Raw genomic sequence first — 15,188 nt, 5'->3', positions numbered from 1 at the left:
ATAGTAAAGTAGTGTTATCATGGCATCGTTTAGGGAGGTATATGTTGATGGACTTTGACCAATTGTATGATCGACGCCACACAGCTTCACTAAAGTGGGATGCTCTTTTGCAACTTTATGGGGCTGAAGATTTATTGCCTCTTTGGGTCGCAGACATGGACTTTCGCGTTCCAAATGAAGTGCTGTCAGCTTTACACGAGCGCGTTGAACATGGCATTTTCGGTTATCAATCTCCGCGTGAAGATCAAACCCAAGCGATCGTTGATTGGTGGCAAAAGCGGCATCAGTTTCACATTGAACCAGAGTGGATCGTATATGCTCCTGGTGTCGTTCCTTCGCTAAGCCTAGCCGTACAAGAATTGACTGACCCACAAGATAAAGTGATCATCCAACCGCCTGTTTACCCTCCTTTTACAAAAGTAGTGAAAGAAAATGATCGACAAGTTGTACATAATCCACTACACCATGAGCACGGTCGTTATACGATTGATTTTGAAAACTTGGAGCAGCGATTACAAGAAGGAGCAAAGATGCTCATCTTATGCAATCCACACAACCCAGTGGGACGCGTATTTGACCATTCTGAATTAACGCGTCTTGGAGATTTATGTGAGCGTTATGGAACATTGGTCGTGTCTGATGAGATTCACGGCGATCTTGTCTATACTCCGCATAAGCATATTCCCTTTGCATCTGTCGATGAGCGATTCATGCAATTTTCGCTGACATGTGCTGCACCGAGCAAAACGTTTAACATAGCCGGTTTCCATGCATCCTATATGGTGATCCCAAATGAAACATTGCGCAAAACATTTAGTAAGGCACTTGACCGACTTGCGCTGCGTTCACAAAATGTCCTATCATCTACTGCCATGCTCGCCGCCTATCGCCACGGTGAACCATGGTTAGACGAATTACTACCTTACCTAAAAGAAAATTTAACCTTTTTACAAGAAGAGCTGCAAAAACGAATACCAGAGATCAGCATGGAGATGCCGGAAGGAACTTATCTTGCATGGCTCGATTGCCGGAAACTAGGTTTAGATGGAGAAGAACTTAAAAAATTTATGATTGAAAAAGCAAAGCTCGCTTTAAATGATGGCGCAGCATTTGGCTTAGGCGGAGAAGGGTTTATGCGTGTAAATGTAGCCTGCCCCCGAACCACCTTAGTGCAAGCGATTCATCAATTAGAACATGCCGTAACAGAACTACATGCGTCGCGATCCTAAAGTTCCACTGAGCAAATTTTTCAACACAAAGGGGACTCATTCATAGGTGAGTCCCCTTTGTGTTCATTATACTACAACATGGTTTACCGTATGGCCATTTATGCTTGATCATTTGTCCCTCCTTTTATACCAGCGATCAATGCGCGATTGCCATAGGCATGCAAACAAGCTACATCAAATGAAGTCTCACGCAACCATGCCATATGCTCATCAAGCAAAGCTGGAAAATCTCCCCGCTGTTGTACGATGTTCTGATGTTCCATGAAGGTGTTCCCTTCATGGATAAGCACTGTAGAATGCTCTCTCGTATCCTGATCGCGCCAGATCGACTGCAGAACATCAAATGTTCGCTCATTCTCCACTCGCATACGATCGAGCAATAAGAATACACCACCCGGTTGCAATACTTTGTAAATCCATGAATACGCTCTCTTCAGCTCCACAGCGACAAGATGATGTAATGACTGAACTGCAATCACACAAGAAAACGAATCGTTTTGAAAGTTCAGAGTATGTAAGTCGCGTACATCGTGTTGCATTCCTACAAACTGTTCCCCATATGGTTCTAAGCGCTTTTTTGCAATGTCCATCATCGCTTGCGATTGATCGATACCAACAATCTGAACATGTGAAAAATGATTAAAAATAAGTTCTTCAACACGACCAGAGCCAAAGCCAAGATCTAAAATAGGTTTTGCCTCAATCTTTGCTGTAGCAAGTGCGCACAAGAGTAGTTCTAACTGAAAAGCACGAGCAGGATTGGTACGATCCCCTTTCTCGTCCCACCGCTTAGCTTCCTGCGGGTCACTCCAGTCCTGAAATGGCATGTATGCCCTCCTCATTTAGTAAATGCAAAAGCAAAACTCTATTTTATCATAAATATATGATAGAATAGAGTCAAGTTTCACAATATAATAAATTTATTTTATCAAATGCAGTCTTTTAACGATTGGAACCTGCATTAATAACAACTTGCGCATGAGAATGACCTGGTGGAGTTGCCTCTCTCTTAATAGCCGTTCCAATGGCGGTGACTTCCATGATATCCCCATGGTGCGTAATTTCTAGCTTTACCCCTACAATTCCATCTGCTCCAATGCGTGCCGCCTCTTTGCGCATACGAGTGAGTGCGAGTTCACGTGCATCATACATTAATTGTGTATACTCCTTAAGTTCTCCTCTCACTAATCCTCGAAATGCAGTGGCAAGACCACCTGTAACCCCCATCGAAAAGACACTATTACCAAGGACTAATCCTACCGGCACATACCCCTTATCAACGACAAGCCAAAATTCCTGCCCAGATAAGTCGGATGTAAATGGCCCTTGGCCCTCAAAACTCTGTATTTCCTGTTCTACGTCTTTCATATCTGTAATTCTTACATTATTAGAAAAAGCCACATTTCCACCCCCAAGTTGTTTCTACTCACCTATTCAGTATACATCAGTACAAGTATACTTTCGTGTGATTCGCAACATACATGTTTGGTGACGTGCCAATACTACTCTTCCACTAATGACTTGTCAGCGGTTGTCCAACAAAAGAACTAGAGACTTGTGACATGACCGATAAATCAACATTACCCCCACTGACAATAACCCCGATTTTCCCACCAAATACCGGAATGCGTTTTGACAATAATGCAGCAAGAGCTGTAGCTCCTGCCCCCTCGACAAGCATTTTAGCGCGCTCCAAGATCAGACACATCGTCCGTTCAATCTCTTCTTCACTAACTGTGACAAACGCATCCACTACATGTCTAACTATGTCAAAAGGCAATTGTCCCATCATCTTTACATTTAAGCCATCCGCACGAGAATTCGGATTCTGGATCACCTGCTTTTCCCCAGAAGACCATGACAAAAAGCCAGAGTTTGATTGTTCCGGTTGAACACCAACAATGTGTATTTTTGGATTCTTCTTTTTTGCGGCAATCGCAATCCCGCTAATTAATCCGCCACCACCTACTGGCACAACAAGTGTATCTAAATCCGGATTTTGATCAAGCATTTCTAATGCAATGGTACCTTGTCCTGCAATCACATGTTCATCGTCAAATGCGTGTAAAAAAGGCACCTTACGTTCATTCGCATATGCGATTGCAGCTGCATACGCTTCATCATAATTTTTGCCCGTTTTCACTACTCTTGCACCATAACCTGATGTTGCTTGTACTTTTGCATCAGGAGCCTGTTCAGGCATAAATACAGTGGAAGAAATGCCAAATGCACTTGCCGCTGCAGCGACACCTTGTGCATGATTGCCAGCCGACGCAGTCACAACTTGATCAATATCACCACATGTAACCATATGGGCAACTTTATTGTAAGCACCTCGTATTTTAAATGCGCCTGTCCGTTGCAAGTTTTCCAGTTTTAAAAAAACGGAAGAATCGATCATCTCGCTAAACGTTCGAGAATGTACCAACGGAGTCTCATGAACTACACCAAACAATGTTCTTCTAGCCTCAAAAACTAACTTTTCCAAATCACCATAATCCCCATGTCAACCACCCCATTCAAGAATTACACACTTCGTTTGAATTTACTAAATTAACATAACAAAATTGATCGTAATATTCAAGCGAATGATCCTGTGCGTTCATCCTTTAAAAACCAGTCGGCCAACTGGCGAGCAACCGCTGACTCTTTCCACCATTCTTATGACAAGTCCATTCTAATGCTTGACAAAGAAATTTGCGCGTATCACTTGGATCAATCACATCATCAATAAGATGTTTTGCAGCTGCTTGATACGGTGAACTGTCAACCTCCCACTGTGCAAGTAATCTTTCGCGCTGTGCAACCGGGTCTTTTGCCTGTGCCAACTGACGCCCATACACCACGTTGACTCCTACTTCTGCTCCAGTAAATGAAATTTCAGCGGTAGGCCAAGCGACGACGACATCCGATCCCATCTTTGGTCCTCCCATATTGCTATAAGCTGCTCCAATACTTTTGCGTATCACGACCGATATTTTAGGAACACTCGACCAAGCTAACGCTTGATTCCATACCATGATTTTTGTAGCCATTTTCTCAGCCTCGGCACTCTTTCCAACACGAAATCCTGGTACATCGTGCAAAAAGATGATCGGTATATGATAGGAGTCGCAAAAACAGATAAACTCTGTCGCCTTATCACATTCCTGCGGGCCATATGAACCTGCACGCACCATAGGTTGACTCGCGATGATACCAACTACTCGTCCACCCATTCTCGCCAATCCAGTCAATAATGCACCGCCAAAATTCTTTTTTAATTCAAAAAAGCTATCCTGATCAACGATTCCATGAATAACTCGTCGCATATCATATGCGCGTGTTCTGCGCGTAGGAACAATCGTCTTTAATTCTTCTACACTACGATCAACCGGATCATCGTTTGCAATCAACGGTGGAGTTTCATCTGCATGTGATGGCAGATATGAAAATAGCGTACGCATACATTCAATTGCATCTAGCTCATCACGCGCGACGCGGTGCACTTGACCAGTCACCTTATCGTGCACTTGTACACCACCTAATTCTTCTGGTGTTACGTGCTCTCCAGTAGCAATCTCAAGCATTCTTGGGCCGGCAACTGCCATGCAACTGCCCTCTACTTGCACCACGAAATCTGACTGTATTGCAAACCATGTGGGGCCACCATAGCTGTCTCCCATGATACTCGCAATCATCGGGACTTGCCTGCCATGGCGAAGCAATGAAAGTGGCATCATACGTTCACTAATGCCATCTGACCCCATACCATCTGGCATACGCAAACCTCCACCCTCGCCTAAATGAAAGATGGGCAATCCGCGTTTAACTGCAAATTGGTGCAACGATTCACTCTTTCGAATGTACACAGTTCCTTCCGTCCCCGCTAACACAGCCTTATCTGGCGCCATGACCACAACAGGTCTACCGTTTATTTTAGCAATTCCTGCCACTAAACCGTCTGCAGGAGTCTTCCCCTCCATACCAGGTACATCTGAATAGTTTAATGCACCAAATTCAACAAAGGAATCAGAATCAACCAACCATTCAATGCGCTCTCTAGCCTTACGAACAGACCCCTTAGCATCCACTTGTTTCGCCTGTTGCTTTCTTCGTTCTAAATCTGCAATGAACTCTTCCATGGTAAGCACTTCCTCATTCAAATATCGCCTATATGCCACAACGAATCGCTATGAATAACTTACATAACCATCTTTATGATGCGCCATCGATCAGTAGCCGTCTCAGTATCTTCCCTGCAGAAGACATCGGCAATTGTTCGCGAAACTCCACATAACGCGGAACTTTATAAGAAGCCATGTTCTCTTTGGCCCATTCGATGATATCGCTTTCAACTACTTTTTGATCTTCTTTAGACGATTTGCAAACCACAAATGCTTTGACCACTTCACCCCGTTTTTCATCCGGGATACCAATAACTGCAACTTGAGCAATCGCTGGATGATGCATCAATAATGCCTCTACCTCTTCTGGGAACACACTAAATCCCGAAACTTTCATCATTTCTTTGATTCGTCCTATCAATGTAAGATATCCATCAGAATCAATTCGACCAAGGTCACCTGTGTATACCCATCCATCGCGAAGAGTTTTCTTTGTCGCATCGATATTGCGCCAATAGCCCTTAAATACGCCTGGACTACGCACCACAATTTCTCCATCTTGTAATACTGGCAAATTTTCACCAGTTTGCAGATCAACAATGCGAATCTCCGTCTCATAGATCGGGATTCCCTGCGTTCCCCACTTGATCGCATGACGTGGCATATACGTGTCTGCAGTATGTGTTTCACTTAGTCCATAGGCCGCTTCATACACAGGAGTACCCGAAGTATAAGCGCGCCATCGGTTCGCAATATCCTCCGTCAACTGAATTCCAAAACTTGTACAGACATTAGTTGTTAGCGATGACCAGTTATACCTTCCCGATGGTATCGCTTGCATAATTGCCACATTCATCGGAGCTGTACTATACCACCATGTACATTTTTCCTCAGCAATTGCTTCCGCAACTGCGACTGGATCAAAGCGATAGAGTAGCACCACCTTACATCCTGTGTATATCGGTATTGTCATACCCATCAACATACCTGCAATATGGCAAAGTGGCATGACTGCAAGTATCCGATCTCCATCTAACACTTCATTGGCCATGGCAGAAGCTGCTGTTTTAAACAACGCATTGCCATAACTGAGCATGGCACCTTTAGGTCGACCCGTTGAACCAGATGTGTACACAAGCAGCGAAACATCTTCTAGTGCAACAGAAGGAAATACAGTATATTCAACTTGCTCATCGGTCACTTGTTCAATGGCCGTAAAAAAATCGTGCGCGAACGGTGTCGCCCTCCTCTCTTGCAGTAATTCATCTGGGCAATGAAAGGATGGATCACCAGGTAACAGATCTCCATAATGTGTAACAATTATGTGTTGTAATGGACTGTCTTCTTGAATGTCTGTGACGATGGGATATAAGGTATCAGAAGTGATCACGATCTTCGCCACCATATCTGATATTTGATAGGAGAGTTCCATTGCTTTAAAGGAAGGACTACAAGGGCTTACGATTGCTCCAATTTTTTGTACGGCAAAGTGAGCAATCATATATTGTGGACAATTGTGCAAAAAAAGGGCTATACGATCTCCCTCTTTCACACCCAATTGGAGTAAGTACACAGCAAAACGATTCACCAAATGATCAAGCTCACCATAATTCATTTCACGACCATAAAAATTTAAAGCAACCTTCTGGGGCGTAGTAAGCGCATGTTGTGACAATACTTCATGGATTGGTTTCTTGCCATGTGAATAAAAATCAGGATATTCACTCATTAAAGATCGTTCGTCATCAATACCCATATCTCCTTTTGCCACGATCATCCCTCCCTATGAATTCATCACGCGAGTACACAGGACTACAAAAAGGGATGAACCTATAGCATCATCCCCAAACTTAACCGATCTATTGCTGTGCATATCATTTCTACTCTAAATACTCGTCGATTTTCACATGACCTTTTAACAAATTGCGCGCAATAATCATGCGCTGAATCTCATCTGTTCCATCAAAGATTCGAAACAACCGCATCTCCCGATACCATCGCTCAATCGGCAATTCCTTCGTATAACCCATTCCACCATGAATTTGTAAAACGCGATCAACCACCTGATTGGCCATGTTTGCTCCATACAGCTTAGATAGCGAAGCTTGATGTCGATTGTCTAGTCCCTCATCAGCCATCCATGCCGCCTTTAACGTAATCCACTTAGTAGCGTCAATTTCCACAGCAGAATCTGCAATCATCCATTGAATCGCTTGTCGTTCTGCAATTGGTTTACCAAATGTAACTCGCTGATTGGCATATTCGATACCCATGCCAAGTAACCTTTCTGCAGCGCCGATCGCCCGTGCAGGAATGACCCAACGCGCCGTCCCAATCCAACGCATGGCCAAATCAAAGCCGCGTCCTTCTTCTCCTAAGATATTTTCATGTGGTACGTGAACATCTTCAAAGACAAGGGCAGCAGGATCCCACTCTCCCATCGTATGAACGCGTTCTGAACGCCATCCCATTTCGCGATCAACTAGGAAACAAGTAATTCCACCATGAGACCCTTTTTCTTTATCTGTCACTGCAAAAACCATTGCAAAATCTGCCTCATTGCCATTTGTAATAAAAATCTTCTCCCCATTGATTACCCATTCATCGCCAGTGCGTTTTGCAGTCGCGCGAATACTTCCTGCGTCAGAGCCCGCACCAGGTTCTGTAAGCGCAAAACAAGATCGGCGAGTTCCCTCAATCGTCGGCAATAGATAGCGCTTTTTTTGCTCCTCATTGCATGAATACAAAATATTATCGGCATATCCGCCAAATGAAAAAGGAACAAATGTCCGTCCAAGCTCCATCATGGTAATCGCTGTAGCTAGTGATCCGAGATCTGCACCACCATACTCCTCTGGTGTATTGATTCCCCAGAAGCCTAAACGTTTGGCCTTTTGTGCAAGTGACTTCTCTTGCTCCAGTGATAATCCTGGCAACCCAAGACGTTCGTTGCGCAACACATCTTGTTCAAGTGGAATTAACTCATTTTTTACAAATTCGCGCACCGTTCGCTGAATCATTTTTTCTTCTTTCCCTAAACGAAAATCCATATCATATCCCCCAGTTCACGATATCCGCAATCCATTATCAAGCAAAGCATATGCTACTGCCCTGTATAATGAGGTTTTCGTTTCTCAATAAACGCTGCCACACCCTCTTGATGATCGTGAGTCGTCACCATGACTCCTTGGACTGTCCGTTCATCTTGCAAAATCCCATCAAGTGTCGAATGAAACGAGCGATCAATTAAACGCTTCATCATCCCATAAGCACGCCCTGGTCCATTGGCTAATCGCTCTGCAAGATTCGCGGCTTCCTCGCGCAGTTGCTCCTGAGGCACCACCCGATTGACAATCCCAAGCTCATAGGCTCGTTGTGCGGAGAGTGGATCAGCCAAGAAAAATAGTTCTTTTGCCACGTGTGGCCCCACCAAACGCGGTAAAAAATAAGATCCTCCACCATCTGAAATTAGACCAACTTGAGCAAAACTTAGCACAAAACGACTCTCAGTAGATGCAACGATTAAATCACTTGCAAGGGCTAAATTAAACCCTGCCCCCGCCGCAAATCCGTGTACAACAGCAATAATCGGCTTCTCCAATTCGCGCATAGCCACAATGCATTCATTTAGTTTGCCGATATGTTCATACACTTGGACAGGCGATGCTTCCCCCATCGTTTTGACATCACCACCTGCACTAAAAGACCTGCCCGCACCAGATAATACGACAACCCGAATGGACGCATCTCGCTGAGCTTCTTTACATGCCTCCATAAGGCCCACCACCATCTCTTCACTAAAGGCGTTCAGTCGATCTGGACGATTGAGCGTAAGCTCTAAAATGGCACCATTTTTGTGTACAAGTAAATCTTCATTTACCATGTCATATCCCTCCAACTGTTGAATCTTCCGTTATTTGCAATGCATATTGCATCAAGCTAATGACCATTTGATCCAGATGTGCAAAGCGATTGTCTGCTGTCTGGCCATTTTTAAAGCGAAAGTAGATTTGTTGCACAATAACAGCTAACTTAAAATAAGCAAATGTCATATAAAATTGCATGTGTTTTACATCGCGGCCACTTTGTACTGCATATGCCTCGATAAATTCACGGCGGGTCATAAATCCTTCGTGTACAGTAACCGGTGGCTTCCCTAGCCCTGACTTTAGTAACTCCGGATCATCGCGAAGCACCCAATATCCCATGGCTGCACCTAGGTCTGCCAATGGATCACCTACAGTTGTCATCTCCCAATCAAATAAACCTACCATTTGCTTCATATCAGGAGAAAACATCGCGTTATTTAATTTATAATCATAGTGAATAATGGTAGCCTCAGACGTCGCAGGGACATGATTGATCATCCATTGAAACAGTCGCTCCGTACCAGTCACATCTGAAGTCTTAGCTCGCTCATAACGCCCGATCCACCCGTGCACCTGTCGCTCCATAAAGCCATCTGGCTTACTCATAGTCGCTAACTTCGTATGCCCATAATCAAGACCATGCAGTTGTACAAGAACGTCGACCATCGTCTCAGATAGTTGCCGACAAAGGGTTGGTGTCACAATCATTTCATCAGGAAATTCTGTATCAAGTACAATTCCACGCCTGCGTTCCATCACAAAAAATGGACTCCCTACAAGAGATTCATCAGATGAAAAAAGATAGGGTTTAGGAGCAATCGGGAAAATCGGATGAATGGTTTGCAAAATAGTAAATTCTCGTTGCATATCATGCGCTTTAGGTGGAACAGGTCCAAAAGGTGGGCGCCTCAACACCGCCTCCCACTCACCCACTCGCAAGAAATAAGTGAGATTAGATTTACCATTTGGAAACTGTTCAATATGCAGATCACCAGCCGGCATGGTTGCAATATGCTGTTGCAAATAATCCCTTAGTCGCTCTTCATGCAATTCTTCCCCACCACGAACGGGAATCGTGTCTTTCATGACGTTATCCACCACCTAGATCTCAATGCCTTGCAAAATCATATTGACAAAAACTTTTGCCACTTCACGCGCCGGCACCTCTCCAGTTGGATTAAACCATTGATAACTCCAATTGATAATACCAAGGATGCCAAACGTCGCGATGGTAACGTTCAAAGTTGTTTGAAACTCCCCTTTTTCAATGCCTTCACGAAGAACACGTTCAACATTGAGCCGAACTTGGTTGCGCTTTGGAATGATTTCTGTCAATCGTTCATCACTCAAATGACGCATCTCTCTAAAAAACACGCGGGCGCTGGCACCGTTTTGTTCAATACTTTGCAAAAGCATATAGACCATTTCATAAAGTTTTGCTTTACTGTCTTTTGAAACATCCGTTAAAATCACATCCTGATGCATAAGCATATCGTTGATATAGCTCAGATGGATGTCCATAAGCAGTTCTTCTTTACTCGTAAAATAGTAATAGAATGCACCCTTGGTCACGCCTACAGCATCGCAAATATCTTGAATCGAAGTTTCGCTAAACCCTTTTCGTTCAAATAATTGGATACCAACCTCAGTCATTTTTTCTTTCAACGGTTTACTACGCACCTCTTCCAATGATTTGCTATGATTAGGATAGTATCATCCGTTTACTCACTCATCGCGCAAGACGCGACGCAAGATTTTCCCCACACTACTTTTTGGTAGTTCAGTGCGGAATTCAATTATTTTTGGTACCTTATATGGTGCCATATTGGCCTTGCAATAAGTTTCTATCTCTTGTTTGGTCGCCGCTCCCTCTTCTTTTAGTACAATCACTGCTTTCACTGTTTCCCCACGATAGGGATCCGTAGCACCAACCACCACCGCTTCCTTAATGGCTGGGTGCTCATACAGCACCTCTTCTACTTCACGTGGGTATACATTGTAACCACTTGCAATAATCAAATCTTTCTTGCGATCCACAATATAAACGTATCCATCTTCATCCATGCGAGCAAGATCTCCTGTAAACAACCAACCATCGCGAAGTGTCTCTTCCGTCTCCTTAGGGAGATTCCAGTAGCCTTTCATCACTTGTGGCCCTTTGACAGCAAGTTCACCCATCTCTCCAACTGGGACTTCTTGATCTCGCGCAACAATGTCCACAATTTTATATAACGTAGATGGTATCCCAACACCCACACTACCCGGTTTACGCTTTGCAAACGTGGGATTACAGTGCGTTGTCGGCGACGCTTCAGACAAGCCATATCCTTCCAGAATCTGTGCACCAGTTAATTTCTCGAATCTGCGCAATAATTCAACAGGCATAGGTGCACTTCCACTATTGCAAATGCGAATGGTATCTATTCCATAAGCTTCTACACCAGGAAAATTGACAATAGCTACATACATAGTTGGGACACCAGGAAATATCGTCGGCTTTTCTGTTTGGATGGTCTGTAGAACTTCTTGAATATCAAATCGCGGCAACAAAATCATTTTAGCAGCTGTATAAATGGACAAATTCATACAAGAAGTCATACCAAACACATGAAATAATGGGATAACCGTTAGACAACGGTCTTGTCCACGTACGGTATCATGTTTAAAAAATTCTTGAGATTGAATGACATTTGCCAAGAGATTGCGATGGGTAAGCATAGCCCCTTTAGAACGCCCTGTTGTACCGCCGGTATACTGAAGAATGGCTACATCCTCTGCAGGATTAATTTTTGCTGGCATGACTGAACAGTCTGCACCACTTTGAATAAACTGATCAAATGTCTCATCTAGTTCATCCATGATTAAAGACTCGGATTTTTGTAATGAGACGACAATCACCTTTTCAAATACAGATGTCTTTTGCACAGCTTTTACTCTAGGGTACAACGCATCTAGTGTCACGATCATGCGAATCCCTGCATCATCGACAATATGAGATAGTTCCCTCTCAACTAACATGGGATTGAGTTGAGTAACAATCCCCCCAATCGTGAGAATACCGTAGTATGCGACAACAAATTGAGGACAATTCGGCAACATAATAGCAATACGATCACCTTTATTCATGCCTACATGTTGTAACGCAGTTGCAAACATCTGTACTGCCTGTGACAACTCTTGGAATGTCTGCGTATGACCATAAAAGGAGAGTGCATCGTGCAAGGGATATTCTTTCGTTACTTCTTCTAACATCTGAGGTAACGACCAGTTCGGTATATCCACTTCAGTTGCAATAGATTCTGGATAAACTGCAAAACCATATGTTTGCTGTACCATCATCACGCCTCCAACCTTCTTATCAGACTAAAACGGTGTATACAATCACACCCATCTCTCATCCAGTCACAACGAAGTTACTGTGCGGACTGTCCTCCATCAACGATCAATACATCTCCCGTCACATAATCTGAAGCACGTGAGGCGAGGAAAACAGCTGCTCCCTTTAAATCGTCATCAGATCCGAAGCGACGCAATGGAGTCCCTGCAAGTAATAGATCTCCTCCACGCTCAATCAAGGCTTTCGACATCTTCGTTGGGAAAAAACCTGGAGCGATCGCGTTAACATTGATATGATGCGGCCCCCATTTCACAGCTAAATCTTTTGTGAAAGTAATGACAGCTCCCTTACTTGTGTTGTACCCGATGGCATCCATCGCACGCGGATCAACGCCGCCTAACCCAGCGACAGAAGCAATATTAATGATCTTTCCACCAGATTTCCTTTCGATCATGACACGCCCTACAGCCTGACTCATTAAAAAAGTACCTGTCACATTGGTATCCATTACTTTTTTCCATGCGTCAAGCGGCATATCTGTTACGGGTGCACCCCAAGTCGCACCACTATTGTTGACAAGGATATCAATTGTTCCAAAATGGGCCACTGTCTCAGTAACAACATGTTGCACATCATCTGGATTGGCAATATCACAAGAAAGCGCAAGTGTTTGCACGCCATACTCTTGTAAATGCGTCGCAACCTGTTGACAAGCTTCCACTTTTCGCGAACACAAAACCACGTTCGCACCAGCCTCCGCAAATCCAATGGCGATTTGTTCTCCAAGCCCACGACCACCGCCCGTAACAATCGCAGTTTTCCCCGTCAAATCAAATAATTCGTGAACGTGCATTTTCAAACCCTCTCTCATATACAATCATTCTTGCACTTCTAATACATGCCACCTAGTCCTGCTTGTTTACGCAATTCCAAACGTGCTACTTGTTCTTTATGAACCTCATCAGGACCATCCGCAAAACGCAATGTACGTGCATTTGCCCACTGCGCAGCCAATGGAACCCCATCACTGACGCCAGCTCCGCCAAAAGCTTGTATTGCCCGATCCAAGACTGCGAGCGCAACTCGAGGCGCAACTGCCTTAATCATCGCAATCTCCGCTTTCGCCTCTTTATTGCCTATCGTGTCCATCATGTATGCTGCCTTCAGTGTCAATAATCTCGCCTGCTCAATATCCATTCGAGACTCAGCAATCCAATCCCTAATCACACCTTGTTCAGATAACTTTTTACCAAAAGCAGTGCGCTCTTGTACCCGTGCACAAAGTAGTTCCAACCCTCTCTCAGCAGCACCAATCAAGCGCATACAGTGATGAATACGACCGGGTCCAAGGCGCCCCTGTGCGATGGCAAAGCCTTTACCTTCGCCCCAAATCATATGTGTAGCAGGTACGCGGACATGATCAAAATAAATTTGCCCGTGTCCATGTGGCGCATGATCATATCCAAACACAGGTAACATACGTTCAATAGTCACTCCGCTTGAATCAAGCGGAACTAAAATCATTGAATGTTGTAAGTGTTTGGGCCCATCCATCGCACTTTTACCCATGAAAATAGAAACTTTACAGCGTGGATCTCCCGCTCCTGAAGACCACCATTTCCGTCCATTAACGATATAGTCGTCTCCATCTCGAGTAACCGTAGCCTCCATATTGGTTGCGTCTGCTGATGCTACATCCGGCTCAGTCATCGAAAAACAAGAACGGATCTCACCTGCTAGTAAAGGCATAAGCCACTTTTCTTTTTGCATAGGTGAGCCATATCGTTCGAGAACCTCCATGTTACCAGTATCAGGTGCATTGCAATTGAATACTTCAGGAGCGATTAACGATCTACCCATTATCTCGCAAAGTGGAGCATATTCCACATTCGTTAACCCTGCCCCATATTCACTATCCGGTAAAAATAAATTCCATAATCCCGATGCTTTAGCTTTAGCTTTTAATTCCTCCATAATGGGTGGCACAGCTTCAAATCGATTGGTATGAGCATTCACCTGCTCATCGTACACCTGCTCATTTGGATATACGTAATCATTCATAAATTCATTCAGCTTTTCCTGTAAGCGTTTTACTTTATCGGAATAAGAAAAATCCAAAACTTTCACACTCCTCTTTGCAACATACCAACCGGTTAGTATTTAATAGAGCTAGTATACTGCTCTTATCTCGATCAGTAAACCCTTCGCTCCAAACGCTGCAAGCACGAAGTTGATGATATTTTCTCTGTTTGTAAAAAGATTGCCAACAAAACCATTTGCTATATACAAAAAAAGAACGAGAGAGTCTAGGGCTTCATAACCTTAGACTCTCTCGTTCTCGTATCGTGCACTTGCCTGGCAACGACCTACTCTCCCAGGACCCTGCGGTCCAAGTACCATCGGCGCTGGAGGGCTTAACCTTCGTGTTCGGGATGGGTACGGGTGTGTCCCCTCCGCCATCATCACCAGACGCTGCATGCTCCCCACAGAAGCCTACTCGCTGCTTCTCTGTTCGTCATGCGCTGAAGCTTCCCTTGCGGGTTCCTTCACAACTAGAGGTGAACTACGTGTCGTTCTCTTGTTGAGGATAAGCCCTCGACCGATTCGTATCCGTCTGCTCCACATGTCGCCATGCTTCCACACCGGA

Annotated in this window: 13 protein-coding genes and 1 rRNA gene; 1 reads left to right on the top strand and 13 read right to left on the bottom strand. The window is 44.2% G+C overall.

What is annotated here, in order from left to right; genetic code table 11:
- Nucleotides 1–47 precede the first annotated feature (47 nt).
- Nucleotides 48–1,229 (top strand): MalY/PatB family protein, encoded by a 1,182-nt coding sequence (locus MM817_RS04750; protein WP_241712304.1) that lies wholly within the window; start codon nt 48–50, stop codon nt 1,227–1,229.
- Between the two features lie 98 nt (nt 1,230–1,327).
- Here the strand turns inward: MM817_RS04750 and MM817_RS04745 are convergent, their stop codons facing one another.
- The 13 genes from MM817_RS04745 to rrf form a co-directional block, all read right to left on the bottom strand.
- Entirely contained in the window at nt 1,328–2,056 is a 729-nt protein-coding gene (locus MM817_RS04745; RefSeq protein ID WP_241712303.1) for a class I SAM-dependent methyltransferase, read from the bottom strand.
- Nucleotides 2,057–2,171: 115 nt separating this feature from the next.
- Nucleotides 2,172–2,630 (bottom strand): YbjQ family protein, encoded by a 459-nt coding sequence (locus MM817_RS04740; protein WP_241712302.1) that lies wholly within the window; start codon nt 2,628–2,630, stop codon nt 2,172–2,174.
- A gap of 112 nt (nt 2,631–2,742) precedes the next feature.
- Entirely contained in the window at nt 2,743–3,717 is a 975-nt protein-coding gene (ilvA, locus tag MM817_RS04735) for a threonine ammonia-lyase (protein WP_241712301.1), read from the bottom strand.
- A 121-nt stretch (nt 3,718–3,838) separates the two neighbouring features.
- Nucleotides 3,839–5,353, bottom strand: coding sequence for an acyl-CoA carboxylase subunit beta (locus MM817_RS04730; protein WP_241712300.1), 1,515 nt, complete (start codon nt 5,351–5,353; stop codon nt 3,839–3,841).
- A 73-nt stretch (nt 5,354–5,426) separates the two neighbouring features.
- Nucleotides 5,427–7,106, bottom strand: coding sequence for an AMP-binding protein (locus tag MM817_RS04725; RefSeq protein WP_241712299.1), 1,680 nt, complete (start codon nt 7,104–7,106; stop codon nt 5,427–5,429).
- Nucleotides 7,107–7,215: 109 nt separating this feature from the next.
- Entirely contained in the window at nt 7,216–8,385 is a 1,170-nt protein-coding gene (locus tag MM817_RS04720) for an acyl-CoA dehydrogenase family protein (protein WP_241712298.1), read from the bottom strand.
- 53 nt (nt 8,386–8,438) lie between these two features.
- Nucleotides 8,439–9,218, bottom strand: a complete 780-nt coding sequence (locus MM817_RS04715) for an enoyl-CoA hydratase/isomerase family protein (protein ID WP_241712297.1) — start codon at nt 9,216–9,218, stop codon at nt 8,439–8,441.
- Between the two features lies 1 nt (nt 9,219).
- Nucleotides 9,220–10,290, bottom strand: coding sequence for a phosphotransferase family protein (locus MM817_RS04710; RefSeq protein WP_241712296.1), 1,071 nt, complete (start codon nt 10,288–10,290; stop codon nt 9,220–9,222).
- A gap of 15 nt (nt 10,291–10,305) precedes the next feature.
- The gene (locus tag MM817_RS04705) at nt 10,306–10,869 is read right to left on the bottom strand and encodes a TetR/AcrR family transcriptional regulator (RefSeq protein WP_241712295.1); all 564 of its coding nucleotides are present in this window, start codon (nt 10,867–10,869) and stop codon (nt 10,306–10,308) included.
- A gap of 60 nt (nt 10,870–10,929) precedes the next feature.
- The gene (locus MM817_RS04700) at nt 10,930–12,540 is read right to left on the bottom strand and encodes a long-chain-fatty-acid--CoA ligase (RefSeq protein ID WP_241712294.1); all 1,611 of its coding nucleotides are present in this window, start codon (nt 12,538–12,540) and stop codon (nt 10,930–10,932) included.
- Nucleotides 12,541–12,617: 77 nt separating this feature from the next.
- Entirely contained in the window at nt 12,618–13,394 is a 777-nt protein-coding gene (locus MM817_RS04695) for an SDR family oxidoreductase (protein WP_241712293.1), read from the bottom strand.
- Between the two features lie 38 nt (nt 13,395–13,432).
- Complete coding sequence (locus MM817_RS04690) at nt 13,433–14,659, bottom strand: acyl-CoA dehydrogenase family protein (RefSeq protein WP_241712292.1); 1,227 nt, start codon at nt 14,657–14,659, stop codon at nt 13,433–13,435.
- A gap of 235 nt (nt 14,660–14,894) precedes the next feature.
- Nucleotides 14,895–15,011 (bottom strand): 5S ribosomal RNA (gene rrf, locus MM817_RS04685).
- Nucleotides 15,012–15,188 lie beyond the last annotated feature (177 nt).

This window comes from Sulfoacidibacillus ferrooxidans (assembly GCF_022606465.1).
GTDB classification, from domain to species: Bacteria; Bacillota; Bacilli; order Alicyclobacillales; family SLC66; genus Sulfoacidibacillus; species Sulfoacidibacillus ferrooxidans.
The sequence above is the reverse complement of the archived record's forward strand: the minus strand, read 5'-3'. Positions and strand labels throughout refer to the sequence as shown.

Excerpts from the sequence above, each read along its gene's own strand:
- MM817_RS04745 (WP_241712303.1), bottom strand. The coding sequence starts at position 2,056 with ATGCCATTTCAGGACTGGAGTGACCCGCAGGAAGCTAAGCGGTGGGAC.
- MM817_RS04720 (WP_241712298.1), bottom strand. The coding sequence starts at position 8,385 with ATGGATTTTCGTTTAGGGAAAGAAGAAAAAATGATTCAGCGAACGGTG.
- MM817_RS04730 (WP_241712300.1), bottom strand. The coding sequence starts at position 5,353 with ATGGAAGAGTTCATTGCAGATTTAGAACGAAGAAAGCAACAGGCGAAA.
- MM817_RS04715 (WP_241712297.1), bottom strand. The coding sequence starts at position 9,218 with ATGGTAAATGAAGATTTACTTGTACACAAAAATGGTGCCATTTTAGAG.
- MM817_RS04700 (WP_241712294.1), bottom strand. The coding sequence starts at position 12,540 with ATGGTACAGCAAACATATGGTTTTGCAGTTTATCCAGAATCTATTGCA.
- MM817_RS04750 (WP_241712304.1), top strand. The coding sequence starts at position 48 with ATGGACTTTGACCAATTGTATGATCGACGCCACACAGCTTCACTAAAG.
- MM817_RS04710 (WP_241712296.1), bottom strand. The coding sequence starts at position 10,290 with ATGAAAGACACGATTCCCGTTCGTGGTGGGGAAGAATTGCATGAAGAG.
- MM817_RS04695 (WP_241712293.1), bottom strand. The coding sequence starts at position 13,394 with ATGCACGTTCACGAATTATTTGATTTGACGGGGAAAACTGCGATTGTT.